The sequence below is a fragment of the Acinetobacter calcoaceticus DSM 30006 = CIP 81.8 genome (assembly GCF_000368965.1).
In the GTDB taxonomy this organism is placed as follows: domain Bacteria; phylum Pseudomonadota; class Gammaproteobacteria; order Pseudomonadales; family Moraxellaceae; genus Acinetobacter; species Acinetobacter calcoaceticus.
In genome coordinates, this window is the sequence record NZ_KB849780.1 from 1,438,415 (window position 1) to 1,461,617 (window position 23,203).

The 23,203-nt window shown below is 39.2% G+C and carries 23 protein-coding genes; 6 read left to right on the forward strand and 17 right to left on the reverse strand.

What is annotated here, in order from left to right; translation table 11 throughout:
• Nucleotides 1-47: 47 nt before the first annotated feature.
• The 3 genes from ahpF to F936_RS11790 all read right to left on the reverse strand — a co-directional run bounded on the left by ahpF (nucleotide 48) and on the right by F936_RS11790 (nucleotide 2,874).
• Nucleotides 48-1,613 carry an alkyl hydroperoxide reductase subunit F gene (gene ahpF / locus F936_RS11780; RefSeq protein WP_005047551.1) on the reverse strand — a complete coding sequence of 522 codons (1,566 nt, stop codon included), beginning with the start codon at nucleotides 1,611-1,613 and terminating at the stop codon, nucleotides 48-50.
• A gap of 179 nt (nucleotides 1,614-1,792) precedes the next feature.
• The gene (locus F936_RS11785; RefSeq protein ID WP_005041292.1) at nucleotides 1,793-2,314 is read right to left on the reverse strand and encodes a chromate transporter; all 522 of its coding nucleotides are present in this window, start codon (nucleotides 2,312-2,314) and stop codon (nucleotides 1,793-1,795) included.
• On the reverse strand, nucleotides 2,314-2,874 hold the full coding sequence (locus tag F936_RS11790; RefSeq protein ID WP_003651289.1) for a chromate transporter: 561 nt from the start codon (nucleotides 2,872-2,874) through the stop codon (nucleotides 2,314-2,316). The genes F936_RS11785 and F936_RS11790 overlap by 1 nt, the downstream gene beginning before the upstream one ends.
• A gap of 101 nt (nucleotides 2,875-2,975) precedes the next feature.
• On the opposite strand from F936_RS11790, the gene F936_RS11795 reads away from it, so the two are divergent.
• Nucleotides 2,976-3,875: a LysR family transcriptional regulator gene (locus tag F936_RS11795; RefSeq protein WP_005047553.1), complete on the forward strand. Its 900-nt coding sequence runs from the start codon at nucleotides 2,976-2,978 to the stop codon at nucleotides 3,873-3,875.
• 64 nt (nucleotides 3,876-3,939) lie between these two features.
• Here F936_RS11795 and arsH read toward each other — a convergent pair whose 3' ends face one another.
• The 4 genes from arsH to F936_RS11815 are packed head-to-tail and all read right to left on the reverse strand — an operon-like array spanning nucleotide 3,940 to nucleotide 6,505.
• The gene (gene arsH / locus F936_RS11800; RefSeq protein ID WP_005047555.1) at nucleotides 3,940-4,653 is read right to left on the reverse strand and encodes an arsenical resistance protein ArsH; all 714 of its coding nucleotides are present in this window, start codon (nucleotides 4,651-4,653) and stop codon (nucleotides 3,940-3,942) included.
• Nucleotides 4,640-5,686, reverse strand: a complete 1,047-nt coding sequence (arsB, locus tag F936_RS11805; protein ID WP_003651286.1) for an ACR3 family arsenite efflux transporter — start codon at nucleotides 5,684-5,686, stop codon at nucleotides 4,640-4,642. Before arsB ends, arsH begins: the two co-directional genes overlap by 14 nt.
• An 11-nt stretch (nucleotides 5,687-5,697) precedes the next feature.
• Nucleotides 5,698-6,171, reverse strand: a complete 474-nt coding sequence (locus F936_RS11810; protein ID WP_005047558.1) for an arsenate reductase ArsC — start codon at nucleotides 6,169-6,171, stop codon at nucleotides 5,698-5,700.
• Between the two features lie 4 nt (nucleotides 6,172-6,175).
• Nucleotides 6,176-6,505, reverse strand: coding sequence for a metalloregulator ArsR/SmtB family transcription factor (locus F936_RS11815; protein ID WP_003651284.1), 330 nt, complete (start codon nucleotides 6,503-6,505; stop codon nucleotides 6,176-6,178).
• An 84-nt stretch (nucleotides 6,506-6,589) separates the two neighbouring features.
• Between F936_RS11815 and arsC the strand changes: the two genes are divergently transcribed.
• Nucleotides 6,590-7,018 (forward strand): arsenate reductase (glutaredoxin), encoded by a 429-nt coding sequence (arsC, locus tag F936_RS11820; protein ID WP_005047560.1) that lies wholly within the window; start codon nucleotides 6,590-6,592, stop codon nucleotides 7,016-7,018.
• Nucleotides 7,019-7,089: 71 nt separating this feature from the next.
• Here the strand turns inward: arsC and F936_RS18845 are convergent, their stop codons facing one another.
• From F936_RS18845 to F936_RS11830, 3 genes are all read right to left on the reverse strand, one after another.
• A complete protein-coding gene (locus F936_RS18845; protein ID WP_000784879.1) occupies nucleotides 7,090-7,251 on the reverse strand; it encodes a DUF1427 family protein in 162 nt (53 codons plus the stop codon).
• Nucleotides 7,252-7,307: 56 nt separating this feature from the next.
• A complete protein-coding gene (locus F936_RS11825) occupies nucleotides 7,308-9,182 on the reverse strand; it encodes an amidohydrolase (RefSeq protein ID WP_005047562.1) in 1,875 nt (624 codons plus the stop codon).
• Nucleotides 9,183-9,513: 331 nt separating this feature from the next.
• On the reverse strand, nucleotides 9,514-10,200 hold the full coding sequence (locus F936_RS11830; protein WP_003651277.1) for a hydrolase: 687 nt from the start codon (nucleotides 10,198-10,200) through the stop codon (nucleotides 9,514-9,516).
• Nucleotides 10,201-10,397: 197 nt separating this feature from the next.
• Here F936_RS11830 and F936_RS11835 point away from each other — a divergent pair, with 197 nt between their 5' ends.
• Entirely contained in the window at nucleotides 10,398-11,288 is an 891-nt protein-coding gene (locus F936_RS11835) for a LysR family transcriptional regulator (protein ID WP_005047564.1), read from the forward strand.
• Between the two features lie 39 nt (nucleotides 11,289-11,327).
• Here the strand turns inward: F936_RS11835 and F936_RS11840 are convergent, their stop codons facing one another.
• Nucleotides 11,328-12,077: a GntR family transcriptional regulator gene (locus F936_RS11840; RefSeq protein WP_017389931.1), complete on the reverse strand. Its 750-nt coding sequence runs from the start codon at nucleotides 12,075-12,077 to the stop codon at nucleotides 11,328-11,330.
• A gap of 398 nt (nucleotides 12,078-12,475) precedes the next feature.
• Between F936_RS11840 and F936_RS11845 the strand changes: the two genes are divergently transcribed.
• Nucleotides 12,476-13,945, forward strand: coding sequence for an NCS1 family nucleobase:cation symporter-1 (locus tag F936_RS11845; RefSeq protein ID WP_005047567.1), 1,470 nt, complete (start codon nucleotides 12,476-12,478; stop codon nucleotides 13,943-13,945).
• Nucleotides 13,942-14,676 carry an aspartate/glutamate racemase family protein gene (locus F936_RS11850; protein WP_005047569.1) on the forward strand — a complete coding sequence of 245 codons (735 nt, stop codon included), beginning with the start codon at nucleotides 13,942-13,944 and terminating at the stop codon, nucleotides 14,674-14,676. The genes F936_RS11845 and F936_RS11850 overlap by 4 nt, the downstream gene beginning before the upstream one ends.
• A gap of 67 nt (nucleotides 14,677-14,743) precedes the next feature.
• Here F936_RS11850 and tauD read toward each other — a convergent pair whose 3' ends face one another.
• The 4 genes from tauD to tauA are packed head-to-tail and all read right to left on the reverse strand — an operon-like array spanning nucleotide 14,744 to nucleotide 18,344.
• Nucleotides 14,744-15,625, reverse strand: a complete 882-nt coding sequence (tauD, locus tag F936_RS11855) for a taurine dioxygenase (RefSeq protein WP_005047571.1) — start codon at nucleotides 15,623-15,625, stop codon at nucleotides 14,744-14,746.
• Between the two features lie 8 nt (nucleotides 15,626-15,633).
• Nucleotides 15,634-16,503 carry a taurine ABC transporter permease TauC gene (gene tauC / locus F936_RS11860; protein WP_005047573.1) on the reverse strand — a complete coding sequence of 290 codons (870 nt, stop codon included), beginning with the start codon at nucleotides 16,501-16,503 and terminating at the stop codon, nucleotides 15,634-15,636.
• The gene (locus F936_RS11865; RefSeq protein ID WP_005047574.1) at nucleotides 16,500-17,294 is read right to left on the reverse strand and encodes a taurine ABC transporter ATP-binding protein; all 795 of its coding nucleotides are present in this window, start codon (nucleotides 17,292-17,294) and stop codon (nucleotides 16,500-16,502) included. Before F936_RS11865 ends, tauC begins: the two co-directional genes overlap by 4 nt.
• Nucleotides 17,295-17,303: 9 nt before the next feature.
• The gene (gene tauA / locus F936_RS11870) at nucleotides 17,304-18,344 is read right to left on the reverse strand and encodes a taurine ABC transporter substrate-binding protein (protein ID WP_026055578.1); all 1,041 of its coding nucleotides are present in this window, start codon (nucleotides 18,342-18,344) and stop codon (nucleotides 17,304-17,306) included.
• A gap of 441 nt (nucleotides 18,345-18,785) precedes the next feature.
• On the opposite strand from tauA, the gene F936_RS11875 reads away from it, so the two are divergent.
• Nucleotides 18,786-19,970, forward strand: a complete 1,185-nt coding sequence (locus tag F936_RS11875) for a hypothetical protein (protein ID WP_005047576.1) — start codon at nucleotides 18,786-18,788, stop codon at nucleotides 19,968-19,970.
• A 60-nt stretch (nucleotides 19,971-20,030) separates the two neighbouring features.
• On the opposite strand, the gene F936_RS11880 is transcribed toward F936_RS11875, so the two are convergent.
• Both F936_RS11880 and F936_RS11885 read right to left on the reverse strand, forming a co-directional pair.
• Nucleotides 20,031-21,497, reverse strand: a complete 1,467-nt coding sequence (locus F936_RS11880) for an MFS transporter (protein WP_005041326.1) — start codon at nucleotides 21,495-21,497, stop codon at nucleotides 20,031-20,033.
• 192 nt (nucleotides 21,498-21,689) lie between these two features.
• Entirely contained in the window at nucleotides 21,690-23,081 is a 1,392-nt protein-coding gene (locus tag F936_RS11885; RefSeq protein WP_005047578.1) for an LLM class flavin-dependent oxidoreductase, read from the reverse strand.
• Nucleotides 23,082-23,203 lie beyond the last annotated feature (122 nt).

Below are 23,203 nucleotides of genomic sequence, written 5' to 3' on the forward strand. Positions count from 1 at the left end.
AAGAGCCAAAGGATAACCTTTGGCTCTTTTGTTTGTGGATGGAAATCTTATTGTCCAGAACGGATAATGTAATCAAATGCAGAGAGTGATGCTTTAGCACCTTCACCTGTGGCAATAATGATTTGTTTGTACGGAACTGTAGTACAGTCACCCGCAGCAAATACACCTTTTACATTGGTTTCATTGCGGTCATTCACAATGATCTCGCCACGATTGGTTAATTCAAGCTCACTATCTTTCAAGAAGTCAGTGTTTGGCAATAAACCAATCTGGACAAAGATCCCTGCAAGCTCTACCACATGCTCTTCATCAGTGGCACAGTCTTTATATTTAAGACCTGTCACTTGTGATCCGTCACCTAACACTTCTGTACTTAAGGCATTCATAATCACAGTGGTGTTTGGCAAGCTATGCAATTTGTTTTGCAAGACTTGGTCTGCACGAAGTTTAGTGTCGAATTCAACTAAAGTCACATGCTCAACAATTCCTGCAAGGTCAATTGCAGCTTCTACACCTGAGTTACCACCACCAATCACGGCAACACGTTTGCCTTTGAACAATGGACCATCACAGTGTGGGCAGTATGCGACACCACGGGTACGGTATTCTTGCTCACCCGGAACATTCATTTCTCTCCAACGTGCACCTGTTGAAAGGATTACTGTTTTCGATTCAAGCTTTGCGCCGTTTTCAAGTTCAACTTCAACCAGACCATTTGCAGTTTGATCTGCACCAACGATTTTGCTGACACGTTGCAGGTTCATGATATCAACATCGTATTCACGAACATGTGCTTCCATTTCGGCAGCAAACTTAGGGCCTTGAGTTTTTTGTACAGACGTGAAGTTTTCAATGTCCATGGTATCCATGACCTGACCACCAAAACGTTCAGCCACGATACCTGTGTTAATGCCTTTACGTGCTGCATAGATTGCAGCAGTTGCACCTGCAGGTCCACCACCAATCACTAACACATCAAACGCATCTTTGGCATTAAGCGCTGCTGCATCTTTTTCAGCTGAGTTGGTATCGAGTTTTGCCACAATCTCTTCAAGTGTCATACGACCTTGACCAATGTGTTCATTGTCTTGGAACACCATTGGAACCGCCATGATTTTGCGTTGTTCAACTTCATCTGGGAAGAATGAACCATCAATCATGGTTGCCGTTGTGTTCGGGTTATAAATTGCAATCAGGTTAAGCGCCTGTACCACGTCCGGACAGTTATGACAGCTTAGCGATACAAACACATCAAAGTCAGCTTTGAGGTTTAAACCTTTAATCTGGTTGAGCACTTCATCAGACACTTTAGGAGCATAGCCAGACACCTGTAACAGTGCCAAGATCAAAGATGTAAACTCATGGCCCATAGGTAAGCCAGCAAAGAACACACGAGGTTGTTCACCTGCTTTAGCCACACCAAAGCTTGGACGACGTGTATTGTTGCCATCAAAACGGGCAGTCACCTTGTCAGAAAGTTCAGCAATTTCGGTAACCAGCTCTTTAATTTGAGCAGCTTTATCTGATTCATCTAAAGCAGCAACTAATTCGATTGGACTTTCTAAACGTTCTAAGTAAGCTTTTAATTGAGTTTTAATGTTTTGATCTAACATCTGTTTTTACTCCAATGCATCCAAATTCTTTCAATAGATGCATAGTACGTTAAAACATAAAATAGGTAAAACAGTATGATTTTATAGATTTGATCGGTTTTTTAGATTTAATTATTATTCACTTCAATCAAAAAAAGCCAACCTGAACTCATCCAGCGCAGGTCGGCAAACTGGTTAAACTAGAGTAACACTACGCCAAATACAGCCCCAGCAATCAAGACATGTAAGGGATGAACCTTTTTAATTAAAGATAATAACGTTGCAACGACGACCATAATAACAAGTAAAGTGTTGATTGCAGCCGCCTCAGAAATAATCCACGCACTGGCAAGTACCGTTCCAACTGTGACAGGTTGTAATGCAAGCTGTAAAACACGGCGCCATTTCTTATCTTTAAATTTTGACCAACCTCTCATTACAAATACAGTAATAATAGATGAAGGCAAAAATTTAGCGGTTGATGTCACAAGTAAACCCGATAAGCCTGCTACATGCCATCCCACCAACGGTACAATCATCATGTTTGGACCAGGGGCAGCTTGGGCTATAGCAAATAAGGCACTAAATTCTTGTGCAGTCATCCAGTGATGAATATCAACGACTTGACGTTGCATTTCAGGCAAAATTGTATTTCCGCCACCAAAAGCAATAAGTGATAACTGAGTAAAAATGATGGCTAAAGTAAGTAGAACTGCGCCCATTACACACGTCTCCAAATAACAGCTGAATAAAATGACAACAAAACCAGCATGGTCAAAAGCAAGGAGATTTTCAGAAAAGCGATACTGACAATTGCCACTACAACTACACAAATAGCTAATGGATTACGTAATAAAGGCTTGAGCATTTTCAACCCTGTTGCAACCAGTAGCCCAGCAGCAGCTGCTGCTAGTCCTTCAAAAAGATGCTTAACCATGAGGTTATCTTGGAACTGCTCATAGACATAATGTAAAAGTACAACAATTACCGTCGGTGCAAAGATTAAGCCAATCAGTGAGCTTACTGCACCGCGAATGCCACGAAACTCCATGCCAATCGCAACAGATAAATTAATAATATTGCCACCCGGTAAAAATTGACACAGACCAAGTAACTCAGTGAATTTTTCAGGACTTAGCCACTGTCTCTGCTCTACAACGACTTTTCGTGCTAAAGGCAACACGCCGCCAAATCCAATTAAACCTAATGTTAAAAAACCTAAAAATAGTTCTGTGCAGCTCGGTACACTCTCCTTCTGCACGGCAATCTCAACATGGTTCATTTTCGTTACTTTTCACTTTATCTGACCAAGATAGAATGATACTTTTATGACATATCTACAAATGCTTTTATTTTCTTTAACCATACCCTAAAGGTATTTCTATGCTAGATTTGCACAAGCTTCATGCCTTTGTTGTGGTTGTTGAAGAAAGAAACATTACCCACGCGGCAAACCGATTATTTATTCAACAGCCACCTTTAACGCGTTTACTCAAAAAACTGGAAGAAGAACTCGGGACACAATTACTTGTTCGTCAACCACGTGGGATTGAACCGACTGAAGCAGGTTTAGCATTATTTAAAGAAGCACAAATTTTATTAGAGCATGCCAAACATATTCCTAAATTAGTTCAAGATGTCAGCCAAGGTAAAACAGGACAACTCAATATTGGTTTTACAAGTTCTGCAGGCATGCATCCACTGATTTCATTAGTATTGCGCTCCTATCGGGAAATATATCCAGGGGTACAAACCAAACTTGAAGAAGCAGGCAGCCAAAAGCAATTAGATCGGTTAATCTCCGAGAAACTTGATATCGCTTTTTTAAGAGCCCCGATTAGTCGTGATATTGGTTTAAAACATCTTCATATATTAGATGAGCCAATGATGGTGGCATTGCCTATAGGACATCCACTTACGCAAAAAGAAAAAATTAGTTCAAGTGACTTATCAGATGAAAATTTTGTTTTATACCGTCGCTCTTCAGGACAAGGTTTATATGACAATATTTTATATAGTTGTTATCAAGCAGGTTTTAGCCCACGTATTATTCAGGAAGCACCTCGACCTACCGCAACATTAAATTTAGTCGCTGCTGGAATTGGTATAACTATTGTACCAGCCTCAATGCATAATTTCTGGAACCATGAAATTGTTTATCGCGAATTTGATAGTTCAATAAAACTTAATGCTCCTCTTTACTTAATTACAAGAGAAAGTGAAAATTCAGCCAAAGTGGCAAATTTTATTGACCTCTTACAAACATTATTACCTACTATCTAAATTCGCATTAAATATCAATAAAAAAGTGCTCTAATGTGAGCACTTTTTTATTGTGATCAATCTACTATTTTTGATTGACTCGTTTAGATAATTCTTCTGCTGATTCTTTACGTTCCGAATAGCGATCTGTCAGATATTGTTTTTGTCCACGTGTTAATAAAGTGAACTTATAGAGTTCCTCCATTACATCGACAATTCGGTCATAGTAAGAGGATGGTTTCATACTTCCATCTTCTTCAAACTCTAAAAAAGCTTTAGCAACCGAAGACTGATTTGGGATGGTAATCATACGCATCCAGCGCCCTAAAATGCGCATTTGATTCACAGCATTGAAAGATTGAGAACCTCCACTAACCTGCATAACGGCTAAGGTTTTACCTTGTGTTGCACGAATTGCTCCGCCAGCTAAGGGAATCCAATCAATCTGAGCTTTTAAAATCGAACTCATTGCACCATGACGTTCTGGTGAACACCACACCATACCTTCTGCCCAAGCCAAAAGCTCATGTAATTCTTGAACTTTTGGATGGTCTGTTGCTGCATCTTCTGGTAAAGGCAAACCTTTAGGATGAAAGATTTTAACCTCGGCACCTAAATATTCAAGAATTCGTCCAGCCGTCAACACAGCAAAACGGCTATAAGAGCGTTCACGATTAGAACCATATAGCAATAAAATGCGTGGTGGATGTTCAAGTTGCTGTGCTTGCACTTGTTCAAAGGTAGGCTTATCTAAAAGATTTAACGCTACATTTGATAAATCATTGTTAAGACTGTTCATGGGAGAAATACTTTTTCTTGAGCCAAAGAGAAACTGAAACGAGTGAAATTAAAACCGGAACCTCAACTAATGGTCCTATCACAGTGGTAAATGCTACAGGTGACGCTAAACCAAATGTTGCAATCGCAACGGCTAAAGCGAGCTCAAAGTTGTTACCCGCAGCGGTAAATGAAATGGCAGTGGTACGTGGGTAGTTATTTCCCATACGCTTACTCATAAAGAAGCTAATGAAGAACATCACCACAAAGTAAATCGTCAACGGAATGGCAATTCGTAGCACATCTAAAGGTAAGCTCACCACATCACCACCTTTAAGACTAAACATAGCCACAATGGTAAATAGTAATGCAAGCAAACTAATCGGACTGATTTTTGGTAAGAATTTAGTTTGATACCAATCTAACCCTTTTGCTTTCACTAAAATGAATCGCGTGAGGAAACCCATTAAAAATGGAATACCTAAATACACCAACACAGCATGGGTAATGGTCCAGAAATTCACATCAATGACTTGACCAGCCACACCAAAATACGGCGGCAAGAAAGTTAAGAAAAGCCATGCATAAGTACTAAAGAATAAAATTTGGAAAATACTGTTAAAAGCAACTAAAGCAGCAACATATTGGTTATCCCCACATGCCAAACCGTTCCAGACCAATACCATTGCAATGCAACGTGCCAAGCCTATCAAGATTAGACCTGTCATATATTCCGGATAGTTATGCAGAAAAATAATCGCTAAAGCAAACATCAAAATTGGAGCAATTAACCAGTTTTGGACTAAAGACAAAGCCAACGTTTTTTTATCTTTAAATACTTCCGGTAAAGCTGCGTAATCCACCTTTGCCAAAGGTGGATACATCATTAAAATTAAACCAATTGCAATCGGAATATTGACGTTATCTACACTGAGTTGATTCAAAGAAACCGAGGCTTGAGGAAAGAAAACACCTATGGCTACCCCTAAACCCATGGCAATAAAAATCCATAGCGTTAGGTTCCGGTCTAAAAAAGAAAGCTTTTGCTTAGTCATGTTCTGCTCTCTTACTCAATATGAGAGATTTTATTAATCTCAGCCATCAAATGTGAACGGTTTAAGTTCGCAACATCAAGTGCAAACAATGCATCTAAACGACGGTTGATATGATCTACAGTCTCTTGGAAAGCTTTGAGTTTTTCTTCTTTTGGCAAGTCCAAATGAGATGGATCACTTAAGCCCCAGTGTGCTTTGATTGCACCACCTAAATAAAGGGGGCATGCTTCTTGTGCAGCAGCATCACAGACTGTAATCACAACATCTGGTTGATACTGCTCGCAGTCATCAATGGTTTTGCTCCATAGCCCATCTGTTGAAAGACCTAAGTTTTCAAGAGTTTCAATGGTTAATGGATGCACCTGCCCTGAGGGTTTACTGCCTGCGCTATACGCTTTCCAACTTTCTGGTGCACGGCTATTAAATAAAACTTCCGACAAAATGCTACGGCAACTGTTTCCAGTACATAAAAATAAGAATTTCATGGTGTTACTCACAATAAGTTGAAATAGAAGAAAACTGTGAAGATGATTGATTCACGAAACTTTCATCTTGGTTTCCTATAATTTTCAAAACTTCAACGGCCCAACTTGGTAAATCTGGGTTAACGCTGTAATACACCCATTGCCCTTGTCTTGAGTCAAGTAAAATGCCATGAGTACGTAATAGCGCTAAATGTCGGGAAATTTTTGGTTGGCTTAAATCAAGTTGCTCGGTCAGTTCACAAACACATATGTTTTGTTTGCTTAAAACTAATTTAAGAATGCTTAACCGAGTAGGGTCCGAAAGACATTTAAAAAAATCGACTTGAGTGATCATGTCAGCAACAATTCATATTCGTTATTGCAAATATACGGATATCCATATATAAATGCAATATCTTAATTCGGCGATAAATTTGTCATGACTGAGCTAGTGAAGATTTACCATAACCCTGCTTGCGGAACCTCACGTAATACGCTGGCACTTATTCGTCACGCTGGGATTGAACCCATTGTTATTGAATATTTACAGACACCTCCTAGTAAAGATGAGCTTACTCAACTCATTTCACAAGCTGGATTAACCGTTCGTGATGCAATTCGTAAAAATGTTGATCCATATAAAGATTTAGATTTGGAACAAGACAGCTGGACAGATGAACAGTTAATTGATTTTATGGTTCAGTACCCAATTTTAATCAATCGCCCATTTGTGGTGACTTCAAAAGGTACACGTCTGTGCCGCCCTTCTGAAATTGTCCTTGATATTTTAGATTCAGAAAACTTAGGCTATTTTGCAAAAGAAGATGGTGAAGTGATCATTAATGAACAAGGTCAACGAGTAAAATAATTTAAGATTCTCATAAATATAAAAAGCTAAATGGCACAATACCATTTAGCTTTTTTGTTAAATGAAAACGGTTAAAAGTAGGACTTAATAAAAGGGAGGAGTTGTTCTCCTATCACCATGCCTAATAAACCAACTAATGCAACAAGAGGTGGAGCTGGCGACTTCACATTTAAAACGTAATATAAGACACCAACGAGCAACCCTACAGCCAAAGATAATAAGTACATTTTCATGGTACATACCTTAGAGAACCAAGCCATTTAAACGGTAGGCTCTCATACTGTTTTATTTAAAATGCGAAACACGAACACCCCAATGCGCCCCAGAAAGATTTTTTATCTTTATCATTTACAGGAACATCAAGCATCCATGAGTGGCTATGTCCATGCATGCCACAACTGCTAGCACATGCACAAAGCGCGCTTTCTGACTGTAAAGACTGATTTGAAGGTGCATTTCGATTTTCAGATAAACGCCATTGCCCACCAAAACGTTTTACTGGTGACCATGTTGGCAAGGCTGGCGGTAAAGGCGGATCATCTTGCTTAAACTCTGCCCCTGCATATACAACTTGTCCACCTAAAACAGTGAGCACAGACTCAATCCACTGAATATCATCTGCCTCAACTTTGAAGTAGTCATCAGACAATACAACTAAATCAGCAAGCTCTCCTGCTGTTAATGAGCCTTTGATATCTTTTTCACCTGAAAACCATGCAGAACCTTTGGTCCAGAGCATGAGTGCTGTTTGGCGATCTAATAGATTTTTTTCATCATACAAAGGTAAACCACCAACAGTTTTACCTGTGCTCAACCAATATAAACACACCCAAGGGTTATAAGATGCAACACGTGTTGCATCTGTTCCTGCACCTACAGGAACACCTAGTTCTAGCATTTTCTTAACGGGTGGCGTTGCTTGAGCAGCTTCAGCTCCATAGCGTTTTACGAAAATCTCACCTTGATATGCCATACGGTGTTGAATGGCAATACCGCCACCCAATGCACCAATACGCTCAATATTACGCTCAGATACGGTTTCGGCATGGTCAATAATAAATCGGGTTGCAAATGGCTGTTTTGAATTTACTTTTTCAAATACATTGAGCAAACGATTAATACTTTCATCATAGGTTGCATGAATACGGAATGGCCATTTCTTTTCAGCCAAGTGCTCTACAATAGCTTCGAGTTCACCTTCCATCTTTTCTGGTAAATCCGGACGTGGCTCATAGAAATCTTCAAAGTCACCCGCCGACCATGTCAGGTTCTCACCCGCTCCATTCATTCTAAATAGTTCATCACCATCGCCTGGGAATGTCATTTCTGTCCAGCGACGATAATCATCAAGTTCTTGGCCTGCCTTTTGAGCAAATAAGTTGTATGCAATTCGCACTGTCATTTGGTTTTGGTCATGCAATTGCTTAATCACATCATAATCTTCAGGATAATTTTGCCCGCCACCACCAGCATCAATCGCAGAAGTAATACCTAATCGATTGAGTTCACGCATGAAATGACGAGTTGAATTGACTTGATCTTCAACTGGCAATTTCGGTGCTTTACCCAAGGTCGAATATAAAATCATAGCCGATGGAGTTGCGAGCAATAGCCCTGTTGGCTCACCCTTTTCATCTCGTACAATCTTGCCGCCGGGCGGGTCTGGCGTGTCTTTATTAAAACCCAATACATCAAGCGCAGCTCGGTTCAACAAGGCGCTAGCATATAAATGTAAAACAAATACTGGAGTATCAGGAGCGGCTTTATTAATTTCTTCTAAAGTAGGTAAACGCTTTTCGGCAAACTGGAATTCTGTCCAACCACCAACCACACGTACCCATTGCGGAGCTGGTGTATTATCAGCTTGTTCCTTGAGTAAGCGTAGTGCATCCACTACAGATGGCACACCTTCCCAGCGCAGTTCCATATTGTAATTTAGGCCACCACGAATAATATGCAGATGACTGTCATTTAGACCCGGTATAACGCGACGACCATTTAAATCTACAACTTTGCTCGTCTCTGATGCCAGCTTCATGATCTCATCATTTGTGCCGGTGCGTACAACTTTACCATCTGCTATGGCAATTGCTTGTACTTCTGGATTTTTAGGATCTAGTGTGGTGATTTTACCGTTTTTGAGTATGAGGTTTATTTCGGTCATTCTGAACTCCATTCTTGTGAATTATCGTTCTAAAAAATAAAGGTATAGCAACATATATATTTCATTATTCTTTTTGATTTTACACGACGGAGTCTGACCGTTTTTACATTCAATAAGAGTAGTTAATTCTATTACTTTTCTTTCGGGAAAAGTAACCAAAACCTGAGCTGCCATTAAGGCAGCGCAAGATCTGCAAAACTCGTTCAATTACAATCTTTTTCAGATTTTGTCCAGCCTCGAACAGTTGCAAATGGCTTTTCCACTTATCAAATATAATCAAAAATCGAATAAATCAACTTAAATATCGAAATACCCTTAACTCAACTATTTCTTATTTTGCAGGAACGGGTGCAAGTACTTCGTGTTTTGATGTGGTACGTTCAGGTGCCTTATGTACCATTGTATAAGCATAGTCAACGCCCATACCATAAGCACCAGAATGCTCACGTACAATTGCCATGACTGCATCATAAGTATCACGGTGTGCCCAATCACGCTGCCATTCAAGTAACACTTGTTGCCAAGTTACAGGAACAACACCCGCCTGAATCATGCGCTGCATAGAATAATCGTGCGCTTCTTTCGATGTACCACCTGAAGCATCCGCAACCATATAAATTTCATAATCACCTTCAAGCATGGCACCAAAAGCAAAAGTGTTATTGCACACTTCAGTCCACAAACCAGAAACAATCACTTTCTTACGGTTATTTTTTGCAAGTGAATCACGTACTTTTTGGTCATCCCATGAATTCATTGAAGTACGTTCTAATAATGGAGCATCGGGAAATACATCTAAAAGCTCAGGATAGGTATGACCAGAGAAGCTTTCAGTTTCAACCGTGGTAATGGTGACAGGAATATTGAAAGTTTTAGCTGCTTTTGCTAACCCTACCGTATTATTTTTCAATACTTGGCGGTCTATTGACTGTACCCCAAAAGCCATTTGTGGCTGGTGATCAATAAAAATAACCTGACAATTCGTTGGTGATAGTTGTTCTAAAAGTGATTTATTCATGGGTAAACTCCATTATTCCTTATGAGTAATGCATTGAAATTGCTTACTGGTCACTATCAAAACAGATAAAAATGTAAAAGCATAGACAGCAAATCAGCACGAATCTGTATCCTGCACGAATACAATAAAAACAATGATTGCTTTTTAATTTTTATAGTTTAATCATTGATATATATTTTTTTAACTTTCGCTTATCCATGGATCGATTAGACTGTATTTCCACTTTTGTAAGTGTCGTAGAACATGGTAATTTTAGTAGTGCAGCCAGAGCACTCGATATCTCTCGTGACTTGGTTGCCAAACGCGTTTGCTACCTCGAAAATGACCTAAAAACTACACTATTAACCAGAACCACAAGACAGATGAACCTCACCTCTTGTGGAGAAAAGTTTTATCAACATAGCAAAGTCATTTTAAGTGAGTTTGAATGGGCTGCCTATGAAATTAGCTACAATCAGCAGTACCCTGAAGGAGAACTCAAGCTCAATACACCAATGTCTTTTAGCAACATTTTTCTTCAACATATCATTTCAGACTTTATTGAAAAATACCCCAGTATCAAAATTGATTTATTCATGACAGATCAGTTATTAGACATGAATAATAATAAATTTGATTTAACAATTCGTGTAGATGGTTCTCCTCCAAATTTGGCAAATAGTAAAATATTAAATACCTATCAACGTTACTTATACGCGACACCTGAGTATTTTAATCAGCATGGATTACCCGCCTCTTTAGAGGAACTCAAAGATCATAAATTTTTAATTTATTATCAAGATAGCCGTCATAAGAAGTTGATTTTCCAAAAAGATCAAAAAGAAGTGTCCTTTAATTGTTTCCCAGTAATGACCTGTAATAATGGTGAATTATTATTAGATATGTGCCTAAAAGATCACGGTATTGTCTTTCTTCCAGAGTTTATTGCGGAGCCTTACTACAAAGAAGGTAAATTACAGAAATGTTTAGAAGACTACACCAGTCAGCCACTTCACTTATATGTGACATGGCCAAACCGTAAAATTTTATCGAAGAAAGTAAAACTATTTATTGATTTTTTAACGCATCAAATCGCTCCTATAAAATAAGTGGTCTGGGCCTTTTCCATAAGAATTGGCCCACTTTTTTTAGTTGGTTTGAGTAGCTTCAATCTTCTTATTTTTAAATAAATTTAATAAATTTTGCTCTGCTGCCGCTGTGCTGTTTTCTTCAATAAATGTCGTCGCGTAGTGTTCTAAATGCTCTTCCATCAGTTGTGTGGCTCGTTTTTCATCGCCTTGCTCAATAGCATCTAAAATTGCACGATGTTCATCTGCCGAGCAATTATTATGTTTTGGAATTTCATACAAACCAATTAACAATGATGTTCTCGCAATAAGTGTCTGCAAATAACTGGTCATAATCGTATTCTGATTTGCTTCAACAAGCTTTAGGTGAAATTTACCTGATAGCTTAATCCACTCAGCCCAATTTCCAGCTAAACGTTCATGAGACTCTTGATCAACTAATGCTCTAAGCTCACTAAAATCTAAGTGATGAGACTTTTGTGCAAGTTTTTTTACCGTGGCGATTTCAAGCATGCTGCGTGCTTCAAAGACCTCTTTTGTTTCATCAAGGCTATGTTCTGCTATGAGTGCCCCACGATTGGGCTGTATTTCGATGACCTTATCGTGCGCAAGTTTAACAAAAACGCGTCTTAAGACACCCCGAGTCACACCAAATGCTTCACATAATGGCGCTTCAACCAAGCGTGCTCCAGGTGTAAGTTGCCTATTTAAAATGGCATCTACAATAGCGTTATATATATGGTCATCAATTTCATCATTGCTCATTTCTACGGCTTTTTTTGGTGCATTCGATGGCATTGATTTCTCCATTTTTATTAACGCCCCCTCTTTTTTAAAACATTATTTAATTTGAACAGTGTATGTCCAACTTAACCATTTGGAAATATTTCTATCATAAGAACAATATCTATGCTGGAAGATCTATTCAAGATTTAACATTATAAGATTCCTCCATTCCTTTAAATTTACTCATTTTTTTATAACAGATTAAGCAGACAAACTTTCATTCATTTACCTCTAAATACACAAACTATTAGTTGAACGGAAAAACTCACAAGCTTTGATTTCAGAATTTGGCATAACTTTTGCTCAATTACAATTGTGCACAATTTAAATGTCAAATTGCGCACAATCGTAATTTCATTCTTTTAGACAGAAGTCCAAAGCTGCTGAAAGTACCCACCATCTTAGGGAAGTGAGCGTTCAAGATGAATAATAGCGAAGCAATAATTAAACCTTCTTATGATGCAAAACTGACAAATCAAGACTTAGCCCCTTTAAAAAAGCAAACATGGGGTGCTTACAATATTTTTGCCTTCTGGATGTCTGACGTTCATAGTGTGGGCGGTTATGTTATGGCTGGAAGCCTTTTTGCACTTGGGCTGAATAGCTGGCAGGTACTTTTATCTTTACTCATTGGTATTGCAATTGTTCAGTTTTTTACAAATCTGATTGCCAAGTCTAGCCAACAAACAGGCACTCCCTATCCTGTTATTTGTCGTGCAACTTTCGGTGTGCTTGGTGCAAATATTCCTGCCGTTATTCGTGGTCTGATTGCAGTCGCGTGGTATGGCATTCAAACCTATTTGGCCTCAAGTGCATTCTTGTTGGTCATTTTAAAGTTCTTTCCGGAATGGTCAGTCTATGCAGATGTTTCAAATTATGGATTTCTTGGACTGTCCTTTTTAGGATGGATCGGCTTCATGCTGCTTTGGCTACTACAAGCTATTGTTTTTTGGTCTGGCATGGACAGCATTCGCAAGTTCATCGACTGGGCTGGCCCCGCGGTCTACGTTGTGATGTTTGCCATGGCAGTATGGCTCATCTGGAAAGCTGGATGGCAAAATATTGATTTAAACTTGAGTGGTGTTCAATACGACGGTTTTGCGGTTGTACCTGTCATGATCGGTGCTATTGCTCTTGTTGTTTCATATTTTTCAGGACCTATGCTGAACTTTGGCGACTTCGCTCGTTACGGCAAAAGTTTTAATGCCATTAAAATGGGGAACTTTCTTGGTTTACCCATTAACTTTCTAGGCTTTTCTTTACTTACCGTGGTTTGTATTGCAGCAACTCTACCTGTTTACGGCAAACTCATTACCGATCCTGTCGAAATGGTTGGCAAATTGGATAACACCTTTGTAGTCATTTTAGGCAGCTTGACCTTAATGATTGCGACCATCGGGATTAATATTGTCGCTAACTTTGTTTCGCCTGCCTTTGATTTTTCGAATGTTTCACCGAGCAAAATTAGCTGGCGTATGGGTGGAATGATTGCAGCAGTAGGTTCAATTTTCATCACCCCATGGAATCTGTTTAATAATCCTCAAGTGATTCACTACACCATTGATATTTTAGGTGCATTTATCGGCCCACTTTTTGGCGTGCTTCTAGCCGATTTTTACCTCGTTAAAAAACAAAAAATCGTAGTAGATGACTTATATACCTTAGACCCGAAGGGTTTGTATTGGTACAAAAATGGTTATAACCGTTCTGCTTTTTATGCCTTAATTCCAGCTTCATTAATTCCTGTTTTGTGCGTGCTTTTACCGCAATTATCCGCGCTTGCTAATTTCACTTGGTTTATTGGCATGGGGCTTGGTTTTGTGATTTACCGATTTCTTAACCAACCGCTTACTCATGCAAAATCTGTAATGACTAAGGCAAAAGTACAATGAAAATTAAAATTATTAACCCTAATACCACTCAAAGCATGACAGACAAAATTGCTGCATCAGCAAAGATAATCGCGGGCGCTGATACTCAAATTATTGCAGTGAGTCCTCAAATGGGCCCTGCAACGATTGAAAGTTATTATGATGAAGCATTAAGTGCTGTAGGTGTGCTGGAGGAAATCCGACAAGGTGAACAGCTAAATGTAGATGCCTATATTATTGCCTGTTTTGGTGACCCTGCGCTTTATGCTGCCCGTGAAATTACTTCAGCACCTGTAATTGGGATTGCTGAAGCAGCCATGCGAACTGCAAGTTATGTGAGTACTGGGTTTAGTATAGTCACTACATTACAGCGGACAGTGAATATGAGTTGGCATCTGGTTCATCGCTATGGAGCTCAGCCCTTTTGTAAAAACGTTCGAGCTTGTGACATCGCAGTTGAAGAGCTGGAGCTTCCTGACTCAGATGCTTATCGAACCATACGAGATGAATGCGCAAAAGCGCTCGCTGAAGATAAAAGCGATGCGATTGTTTTAGGCTGTGCAGGTATGAGTGATTTGTGCCTAAAACTACAAAATGAGTTGGGAGTGATTGTTATTGACGGCGTCACAGCAGCAGTTAAGCAAGCAGAAATGTTGGTTCAGTTAAATTTAAAAACCAGCAAAGTTGGCGATTGGGCCTTACCTCCCGTGAAAAACTACACAGGCATATTGTCAGGTTTTGGAATGCGCTAAAGAGTTATTGTTTCAATTCCAACTCAAAACACTGCATTGGAATTGAAACAAAGAATAATTAAAAGAATTAAACCTCGGCTAACTCTGGCTGTTGTTCTTCTTTATAAAATGGCACATCACCGTTAATAGTTGCACGGTGCATGATGCGATGAGCATCGCCATAATCAAATAATGCTTTATGTTGCGTGCAGCGGTTATCCCAAATCGCGATATCACCATCTTGCCACTTCCAACGCAAATGAAATTGCTCTTGGGTCGCATGTTCAAACAAGAAATCAAGTAATTGCTCACTTTCTTGTTCAGGTAACTCATTAATGCGAGTGGTAAAGCCCTCACTTACAAACAACAAAGGCTCATCTGTAACCGGATGGGTACGCACCACTGGGTGAACCACTGGTGGGTTACGCTTAAATGTTTGCAAAAGCTTTTCACGTTCTTCTTCGTTATGGGCAAAACGTTCAAGTGGAAAAGACTTACGAATATCGTGTGTCGCCGTTAAACCACGTAATTTATCCTGTAACTCAAGCGGAAGCCCTTTAAAAGCTGCTGTATTACTTGACCATAACGTATCGCCACCTACAGGTGGAATTTTAATGGCTTGCAACACGCAACCTAATGGTGGATTTTTGCTAAAAGTCACGTCTGTGTGCCAGAGTTCATTGTCACGCAAGTCTTGTTTCCAACTGTCGAGCACCATGACTTCAGGCACATCTTCAATAGAAGGATAAATCGGGTGCACATGTAAGGTGCCAAAACTACGTGCCAAATCTGCTTGTGCTTGAGGCGCTAATTGTTGCTTTCGAAAAAAAATGACCTGATGATCAAGCAAAGCCTGCTGGATTTGTTGCGTCGTCTTTTCATTTAACGCATTCAAATCAATATCGTGAATAATTGCGCCAATGGTAGGCTTGATCACTTCAATATTTAAGTTTGCAACTACTGTATTCATCTTCTTTACTACAACTGCTGACCATACCAAGGAGAAAACTGTTTTTGTAACCAACGTAAAAACAGCTCAAAACTAACTGCGACAATCGCAATCACAATAATGCCCAGAATCACCGTATCGGTAATTAAGAACTGTGCTGCCGATTGCACCATAAAACCAATACCACGGTCCGCTGCAACCAACTCCGCTGCAACCAATGTTGACCAACCTACCCCAAGACCAATACGAATACCGGTAATAATATGAGGTAAAGCTGTTGGTAAAATGACATGCCAAAATACTTGTGCCTGACTTGCCCCTAGCGACAGTGCAGCACGTTCACGATTAAGCTGATGGCTTAACACACCATGCGCACTACTAATAATGACAGGCGCCAAAATCGAGAAGAAAATCAAAAGTACTTTTGTGGTTTCACCAATACCAAACCAAATCACGAGTAAGGGCAAATAAGCTAACGGTGGGATTGGACGTAATAATTCAACCAAAGGATCTAAAACTGCACGAACCCATTTGTTCAGACCCATCCATAAGCCCAGCGGTACACCAATCACCACGGCAGCAATCAAAGCCAAAAACACACGAGAGATACTGGCTGCCAAGTGTTGCCACAAAGTAGCCTTCATAAAGCCTTCTTGGCTGACCGATATAAATTTTTGCCATACTGCCTGCGGACTCGGTAAAAACAGTTCGGGTACGACATGCAAAGCAGTAATGAGGAACCAGAGTACAACCACACTTCCCACACTAATTATGCTGACCGCCAAAGTGCGATGTTTCTCAAAAAATGACGATAAAAATGAAGGATTTTCTGTTTGCACATCTGGCTTAAGTTTTAGCCCTGCTTTGTCATATTCGTAGACGTTATCTTTAGTGCTCATGTGGTTAACGCCTCCTTACCGCTTTGTTTTTGTGCCCTTAAACTTTCAAATAGCTGTTCTCTAAGCTGAATAAATTGAGGGTCAGATTTAATCGAGCGAATAGACTCACCCTGACGATATCGTTTAGCAAAATCGAGATGTAAAGTTTCTACAATTTTGCCTGGATGAGCTGTCATCAGAACTAACTGATTGCTGAGCAATAATGCTTCTTCGATGTCATGTGTAATTAAAAAGAAGCTTTTATTTTGTTGAATCCATAAATCGAGCACTAACTGCTGCATGTTTTCACGCGTAAAAGCATCGAGTGCTGCAAAAGGTTCATCTAATAAAATAAATGGTGCGTCACTAATCAAAGCTCTGGCAATGCCAACACGTTGTTTCATACCACCGGAAAGTTCCCAAATATTGGCTTTTTCAACGTGACTTAAACCTACAATTTTCAAAATTGCTTTCACTTGCGCTTCGATATCCGCACGCTTTAAACCTTTTAACTGCAAAGCGAAGCCAACATTATCTGCAACATTCAACCAAGGAAGTAATGCATGGTCCTGAAACACAACTGCGCGGGTTACATCTGGTCCATTTACCACTTCATGATTTACAAGCACATCGCCTGAACTCGGCTTTTGAAAACCCGCCAAGATATTAAGCAAAGTTGTTTTGCCACAACCCGACTCACCTAAAATGACAGTTAAAGAACCTTCTTCAATCGTTAGGTTAATGTCTTGTAAAACTGGCTTTTGCTGTTTAGGAAAAGTCAGATGAATATGTTTGGCTTCTAATACACTCATGACAACTCCTTAAGGCTGCAAAAATGAAGAATTCACATTGCCTTTATAATCGGCTTTCAGTTGATCGACTTTACCCTGACCTTTTAAGAACTTCGCTGTATCAAAAATATTTTGTGCAAACTCGCCATCTAAGGTTTGTTTTTGCTGAGCGTGGTCAAGGTAAATATTTCCACTTAATAAAAGCGGGATATCTTTTGGATCAGAACCTGTTAACTGAGCAATTTTCTCAACGTTATCGGCATTTTTAACGTAAGCAGCTGGGTCTTGGTTATATTTTTCTAATTGCTCCAGTGTGGTTTTAACAAAAGATTTTAGGAAATCAGGATTTTTCTCTGCAAAGTCTTTACGTACAACCCATAAATCATAAGTTGGAGCGCCCCATTCACCTACTTGTTTTGAGTCGGTTAAAACCGTGCCAGATGCTTTGGCTTTACTTAAAGCAGGTTCCCATACATAGGCAGCATCAATATCACCACGTTCCCACGCCGCTGAAATTTCAGGTGGACGCAAGTTAATAATTTTTACTTTGTCTTCTGGAATGTTCCAATGTTTAAGCGCAGACAATAGGCTGTAATGCGTAGTTGAAACAAAAGGTACTGCGATGGTTTTACCAATTAAATCTTGAGGGGTTTTAATGCCTGATTTATTACTTACTACCAATGCTTCAGATGCACCAAGTTTTGAAGTAATTAAAAATACTTCAATCGGTAAATCACGGCTTGCCGCAGCTGCAAGTGGGCTTGAGCCAATATTACCAAGCACAACATCACCTGAAGCCAGAGCGTTTACAACGTCTGAGCCGGCATCAAATTTTTTCCATTGAATGGTACGTTGACTATGCTTTTCATATTCCCCATTGGCCTGTGCCACTTTGCTTGGGTCAACCCCAGTTTGATAAGCAATGATGACTGGATTGCTGTCGCGAACTGAAGCACTTGTATTATTGTCTTTCTTATTTTGCCATACGATAAATGCAACAATTGCTACAACCACAATTGCCGTGATAATCAACGGTTTGGTCTTTGTACTCATAATTTCATGATCTTTCAATAATATAAGCCCATGGTATGCAGCCGCCTTTATAATGAAAAATAAAAAAATATGAGTTGCTTATCAGGTTTTTATAAATAACTTTTCCTTATAAGTTTTTATCTTTTGGTAAAAAGAAAATATCAAACAACCTTACAGGTTAGAGGTAAAATTAAAATACTTATATATCAATAATTAAAAACGATATTCAAAAAATACATGATGATGAACACCTGACATACATCCTCTAATTATTTTATCCTACTCATTTCATCATTTTTGTTTTTGCTTATCGCAACCAGAGTTTTGTATCTAATTAATTTTCATTCTTTTATATAAAGTACAGATTTTATTATCTTTTTATCTTTAATCTTCTGCAAATATTGAGATTTGGACAAATCTTTTTCTGGTTTATACATGAGGCAAATTTAATTTTTATTTTTTAAGAGGAGAAAGAATCTTTTGTTTAAACATCCCACAACTTTCAAAAAAATATTTATCGCGACAACTTTAATTACATTCAGCCTCTCAAGTCATGCAGCCCTTACCTTTGGTAATGCTGAAGAAGGCCAACTTAAAGTGAGTGGTACTGTTCGGGCTAAATATGTTTATGATTTTGACTCTGAACCTTCTACGAGTAAATTTTCCTTTAACGACGCAGTATTATGGTTAGATTACAACTCCCCGAAATGGATTGGCCGTTTAGATTATCGGGTTTATGAATATTACGGGCGTTTAGGCGATGCCAATTGGCTAACCGATGCATGGATGGGCTATAAAATTAATGACAACAGTAAAATTATTGCTGGCTTAAACCCCGTTCCTTTTGGGTTGGGTCGCTTTTGGGGAAATACTTATTACTTAGGGATTGCCAATAGTGCAGGTTGGGAAGATGTGCATAACCTTGGGGTGAAATATGACTTCAATGATGGAATCAATGAAGCACAACTCGCCTTTTACCCGACCGATGGTGGTACCTATAGAGGTAAAAGCAAAGACTCAAGTCGATTTAGTATCAACCCTGTCAATGCGGATGACTCTGTACCGCAAGGCACCAATACCAAAGAAAAGAACTCCATTGTTGTTCGCGGTGCTCATACCTTTAAAAATGTTCTAGGCCAAGAAAATTTCTCTACCCAACTTGGTGCCTCTGCATGGTATTCCACCATTGAAAACAAACGTTCAGGACAAGATGGCGATCGCCAAGTATATTCAGTTTTTAGCAATACCAATTATAACCAATGGAATTTGCAGCTTTTAGCTGGTTATCAAGACATTGATAATGCCGACACCCAATATAAAGATCATCTGACTCTAGGCGGTTTCGATTATTCATTTAACTCTGCAACCAAAGGTCAGATTTATTCAGCCGAACTCAGCTATTTATTTCCTCAGCAGTTTGGCCCAATTACCTCTGTTCGTCCTTACCTAAACTATAGTTCTTATCGAAAAGAACAAGATGGCTTTAAAGATTCAACCCGTTTTATACCCGGCATTGCGTTTAATTATCAAAAATTAACAGTACAAGCCGAGTTGCTGATGGGCAAACATGACCCATACTTAGGAGATAGTGAAGGTCTGGCAGCCGGTGGAACTAACGATAAATGGAATAAAAAAGCGTTTGTGATTTTTGCTTATTATTTCTAACCCACAAAATAAAGGCCAACACATGTTGGCCTTTATTTTTATCTAAAGATTTAGATGTAACTAATCAATTACAGGTGAATTATTGAGTGGAAGTTCTGGACTGTTCTCATCAATCACATCGACATCTTGGGCAGTAGGCTCAAACTTAATCAGTAATCCAATCACAATTAAAGGAATAAATGCAAAGATAGAAATAATCAGATAAACATCCGTTTTATAACCCGCCATCCAAATTGGCAACACAAACAAAGCAATTGCTTGAGCGACACCTGTTACTGCACGGTTAAAGCCGACCCCTACGCCACGAATCGAAGCTGGATAAGCCATGGTTGGATAGACCATCATTTGCGCACCCGGTCCAAAACCTTCAGCAAAAAGCCACAAACCGAGCATGCCAATGGCGGTGTAGAGTAAAAAGCTATTGCCCGGTTCACCAATTAATGCCAATGCAATGAGGGCAATAAACTGAAGTAAAAAACCTGTGAGAAGCACATGACGAGATTTGAATCTGCTGGCAACAAATACGCCTAATAGCCCACCCGTAAATGCAAACAGTAAATTTAGTCCGAGCGTTGTAGTAATGGTCGTCAAAACATCTGTATGAAAGAACCGTGTCAAAATCGAAGGTAAAAAGAATGCAATGGTGGTGTACTGAAATGCCACAGAAATATGAATCACAATTGCCACTATGGTTCTTGGCAAATAGGTTTTATTGAATAAAACCGCAAATCCTTCACGCTTTTTCTTTTCAGCCGTTCTTTCTACTTTTTCGACTGTGGCGACTGCATTAATTGCATAAGACTCTTGTAAAACTTTAGCTGCCCCTTTTAAATCGCCTTGGTTTGCAAGCCAGATTGGTGATTCAGTTAAATATTTACCGCGAATAAAAATAATGAGTAACGCTGGCACTGCTCCAAAAATTAAAGATGCTCGCCATAACCAATTGCTATGCTCAGGTGGTAAAAGAAAATAAAGCGCCAGAACTAGACCAAAACAGACAGAAGAAGCGGCATACCACATTGGGCACCATGCCGCTAAACGGGCAGCTTTATTACTACTTCCGTTAAACTTGGAAAATTCAGATAAGTAGGACATTGCCACAGGCAAATCGATCCCCACACTAATTCCCATAATAAATCTGGCTAAAATTAAAACCCAAACATTTGGTGCAAAGCCTGCGACAATTGCCGCAATGACAAAGAGCACCATGTCAGCCATAAACACTCGATAACGGCCAATTTTATCAGTTAGCCAACCTCCAATTAAATTACCAACAATGGTTCCACAGACAATTGCTGAAGCCACCACACCCGTCATAACGGGACTTAAAGAAAACTCTGAGATGACTTGCTCAATACCGAATGAAAGTGTCGTTAAATCATAAGCATCAATAAACACACCAATGAGTGCCAACCAAATGACTTTATTAGACTTGCCCTTCCCTGCAAATTTAGAAATTAATTGTGAAACATCATCGGGAGATTTAATTTCATAACGATGGTTATGATCGAGTTCTTGGGTGCTCACTTAATAATTCCTGTATTTTAATCACAGAAACAAAATAATGATTATTCACATAATACAAAAACAAATTAATCTGATGTTTTAATCTGAATTATAGAATTATATTTTCATTATTAACTCAGCAGTAAAATCGATATAAAAGACAAAATAAAAGCTGGTATTTAACCAGCCTTTATTTAAGTGCTATTTACAACATTAACTCGCCTCAGCAAGTTTTAATTCTTTTAGATTGCGATATTTAGCACCGCGGTGATTTTTAGGCAAATATGGCCCAGCACCAAATAATTTTTCTCTTAATGTTCCTTGCGCATATGAGGTTTGATATACCCCACGTTTTTGCAACTCTGGAACAATAAACTCAACTACGTCTGCAAAGGTTTGATGAGCCAAAATATAGGCAAGATTAAAGCCATCAACATCGGTATCTTCAACCCATTGCTGTAAAGCATCGGAAACTGTTTCTGCCGAACCCACCAATACTGGACCATTACCACCTAAGCTGTTCCAGTTTGCAATTTCTTCAATCGTCCATACACGCTCTGGATCTGCATTTACATAAGAATCTAATAAAGATTGAATCGCATTGGTTTGAATATATTCAACTTTGTCAGTTGGTTGATATTGTGAAAAATCGACACCAGACCAGCCAGACAGCAATGTTAAAGCGCCATCATAGCTGCCATAGCTTTGATATTCTTTAAACTTGGCCTGAGCTTTTGCATCGGTTTCATCGGTTACAATAGACAAGAGCGCATAAATTTTAACTGAGTACGGGTCTCGACCTTCTTGAACCAGTTTTTGGCGAATGCCTTGCACGACTTTTTTAGTGGCAATTTTAGACGGCGCTGCAATGAATACGCATTCGGCATTTTGGCTGGCAAACTTCTGCCCGCGTGAGGAAGCACCTGCTTGATAAAGTACAGGCGTCCGCTGTGGTGATGGCTCACAAATATGGATGCCCGGTACAGTAAAGTATTTACCTTCATGCTGAATAGGATGTACTTTTTTATGGTCAGCAAAGATACCGCTTTCACGGTCACGCAGTACCGAACCTTCTTCCCAAGAACCTTCCCAAAGTTTATAAAGAACTTCTAAATACTCATCAGCAATATCATAACGATTATCATGATTGACCTGAGTTTTTAGACCTAAGTTTTTTGAACCACTTTCCAAATAAGAAGTCACGATATTCCATCCAACCCGCCCTTTGGTTAAATGGTCTAGGGTACTAATACGTCTAGCAAAAGGATAAGGATGCTCAAAGGAAATAGAAGTCGTGACGCCAAAGCCCAAGTGCTTTGTGACTGCCGCCATGGCTGGCACAATCTGCAAAGGATCATTGACCGGAACCTGCACTGCGCCTGTTAAGGCATGTTCAGCACTCTGATGGTAAACATCATAAATCCCCAACACATCTGCAATAAAAATACCGTCAAAAAAACCACGTTCCAAAATTTGTGCTAAATCTGTCCAATATTCTAAATCTTTATATTCAACAGATCGATCTTGAGGATGTCGCCATAATCCGGGAGATTGATGTGCAATACAATTCATTTCAAAAGCATTAAAACTAATCTTCTTAGTCATAAAATATCAACCAACATTTTAATTACTTTTATACTAAAGCAATTTTTATCTATTCTTTATAATATAAACCCCAAACAAAATATGATTTTATTCTAATAGATTTTTATAGTTTATTTTAAAAA

Excerpts from the sequence above, each read along its gene's own strand:
- F936_RS11885 (WP_005047578.1), bottom strand. The coding sequence starts at position 23,081 with ATGACTAAGAAGATTAGTTTTAATGCTTTTGAAATGAATTGTATTGCA.
- F936_RS11845 (WP_005047567.1), top strand. The coding sequence starts at position 12,476 with ATGAATAATAGCGAAGCAATAATTAAACCTTCTTATGATGCAAAACTG.
- tauC (WP_005047573.1), bottom strand. The coding sequence starts at position 16,503 with ATGAGCACTAAAGATAACGTCTACGAATATGACAAAGCAGGGCTAAAA.
- F936_RS11790 (WP_003651289.1), bottom strand. The coding sequence starts at position 2,874 with ATGAACCATGTTGAGATTGCCGTGCAGAAGGAGAGTGTACCGAGCTGC.
- F936_RS11850 (WP_005047569.1), top strand. The coding sequence starts at position 13,942 with ATGAAAATTAAAATTATTAACCCTAATACCACTCAAAGCATGACAGAC.
- F936_RS11830 (WP_003651277.1), bottom strand. The coding sequence starts at position 10,200 with ATGAATAAATCACTTTTAGAACAACTATCACCAACGAATTGTCAGGTT.
- F936_RS11785 (WP_005041292.1), bottom strand. The coding sequence starts at position 2,314 with ATGGGCGCAGTTCTACTTACTTTAGCCATCATTTTTACTCAGTTATCA.
- F936_RS11865 (WP_005047574.1), bottom strand. The coding sequence starts at position 17,294 with ATGAGTGTATTAGAAGCCAAACATATTCATCTGACTTTTCCTAAACAG.
- ahpF (WP_005047551.1), bottom strand. The coding sequence starts at position 1,613 with ATGTTAGATCAAAACATTAAAACTCAATTAAAAGCTTACTTAGAACGT.
- tauD (WP_005047571.1), bottom strand. The coding sequence starts at position 15,625 with ATGAATACAGTAGTTGCAAACTTAAATATTGAAGTGATCAAGCCTACC.
- arsB (WP_003651286.1), bottom strand. The coding sequence starts at position 5,686 with ATGACTAAGCAAAAGCTTTCTTTTTTAGACCGGAACCTAACGCTATGG.
- F936_RS11825 (WP_005047562.1), bottom strand. The coding sequence starts at position 9,182 with ATGACCGAAATAAACCTCATACTCAAAAACGGTAAAATCACCACACTA.
- arsC (WP_005047560.1), top strand. The coding sequence starts at position 6,590 with ATGACTGAGCTAGTGAAGATTTACCATAACCCTGCTTGCGGAACCTCA.
- F936_RS11815 (WP_003651284.1), bottom strand. The coding sequence starts at position 6,505 with ATGATCACTCAAGTCGATTTTTTTAAATGTCTTTCGGACCCTACTCGG.
- F936_RS11810 (WP_005047558.1), bottom strand. The coding sequence starts at position 6,171 with ATGAAATTCTTATTTTTATGTACTGGAAACAGTTGCCGTAGCATTTTG.
- F936_RS18845 (WP_000784879.1), bottom strand. The coding sequence starts at position 7,251 with ATGAAAATGTACTTATTATCTTTGGCTGTAGGGTTGCTCGTTGGTGTC.
- F936_RS11835 (WP_005047564.1), top strand. The coding sequence starts at position 10,398 with ATGGATCGATTAGACTGTATTTCCACTTTTGTAAGTGTCGTAGAACAT.
- F936_RS11840 (WP_017389931.1), bottom strand. The coding sequence starts at position 12,077 with ATGGAGAAATCAATGCCATCGAATGCACCAAAAAAAGCCGTAGAAATG.
- F936_RS11795 (WP_005047553.1), top strand. The coding sequence starts at position 2,976 with ATGCTAGATTTGCACAAGCTTCATGCCTTTGTTGTGGTTGTTGAAGAA.
- arsH (WP_005047555.1), bottom strand. The coding sequence starts at position 4,653 with ATGAACAGTCTTAACAATGATTTATCAAATGTAGCGTTAAATCTTTTA.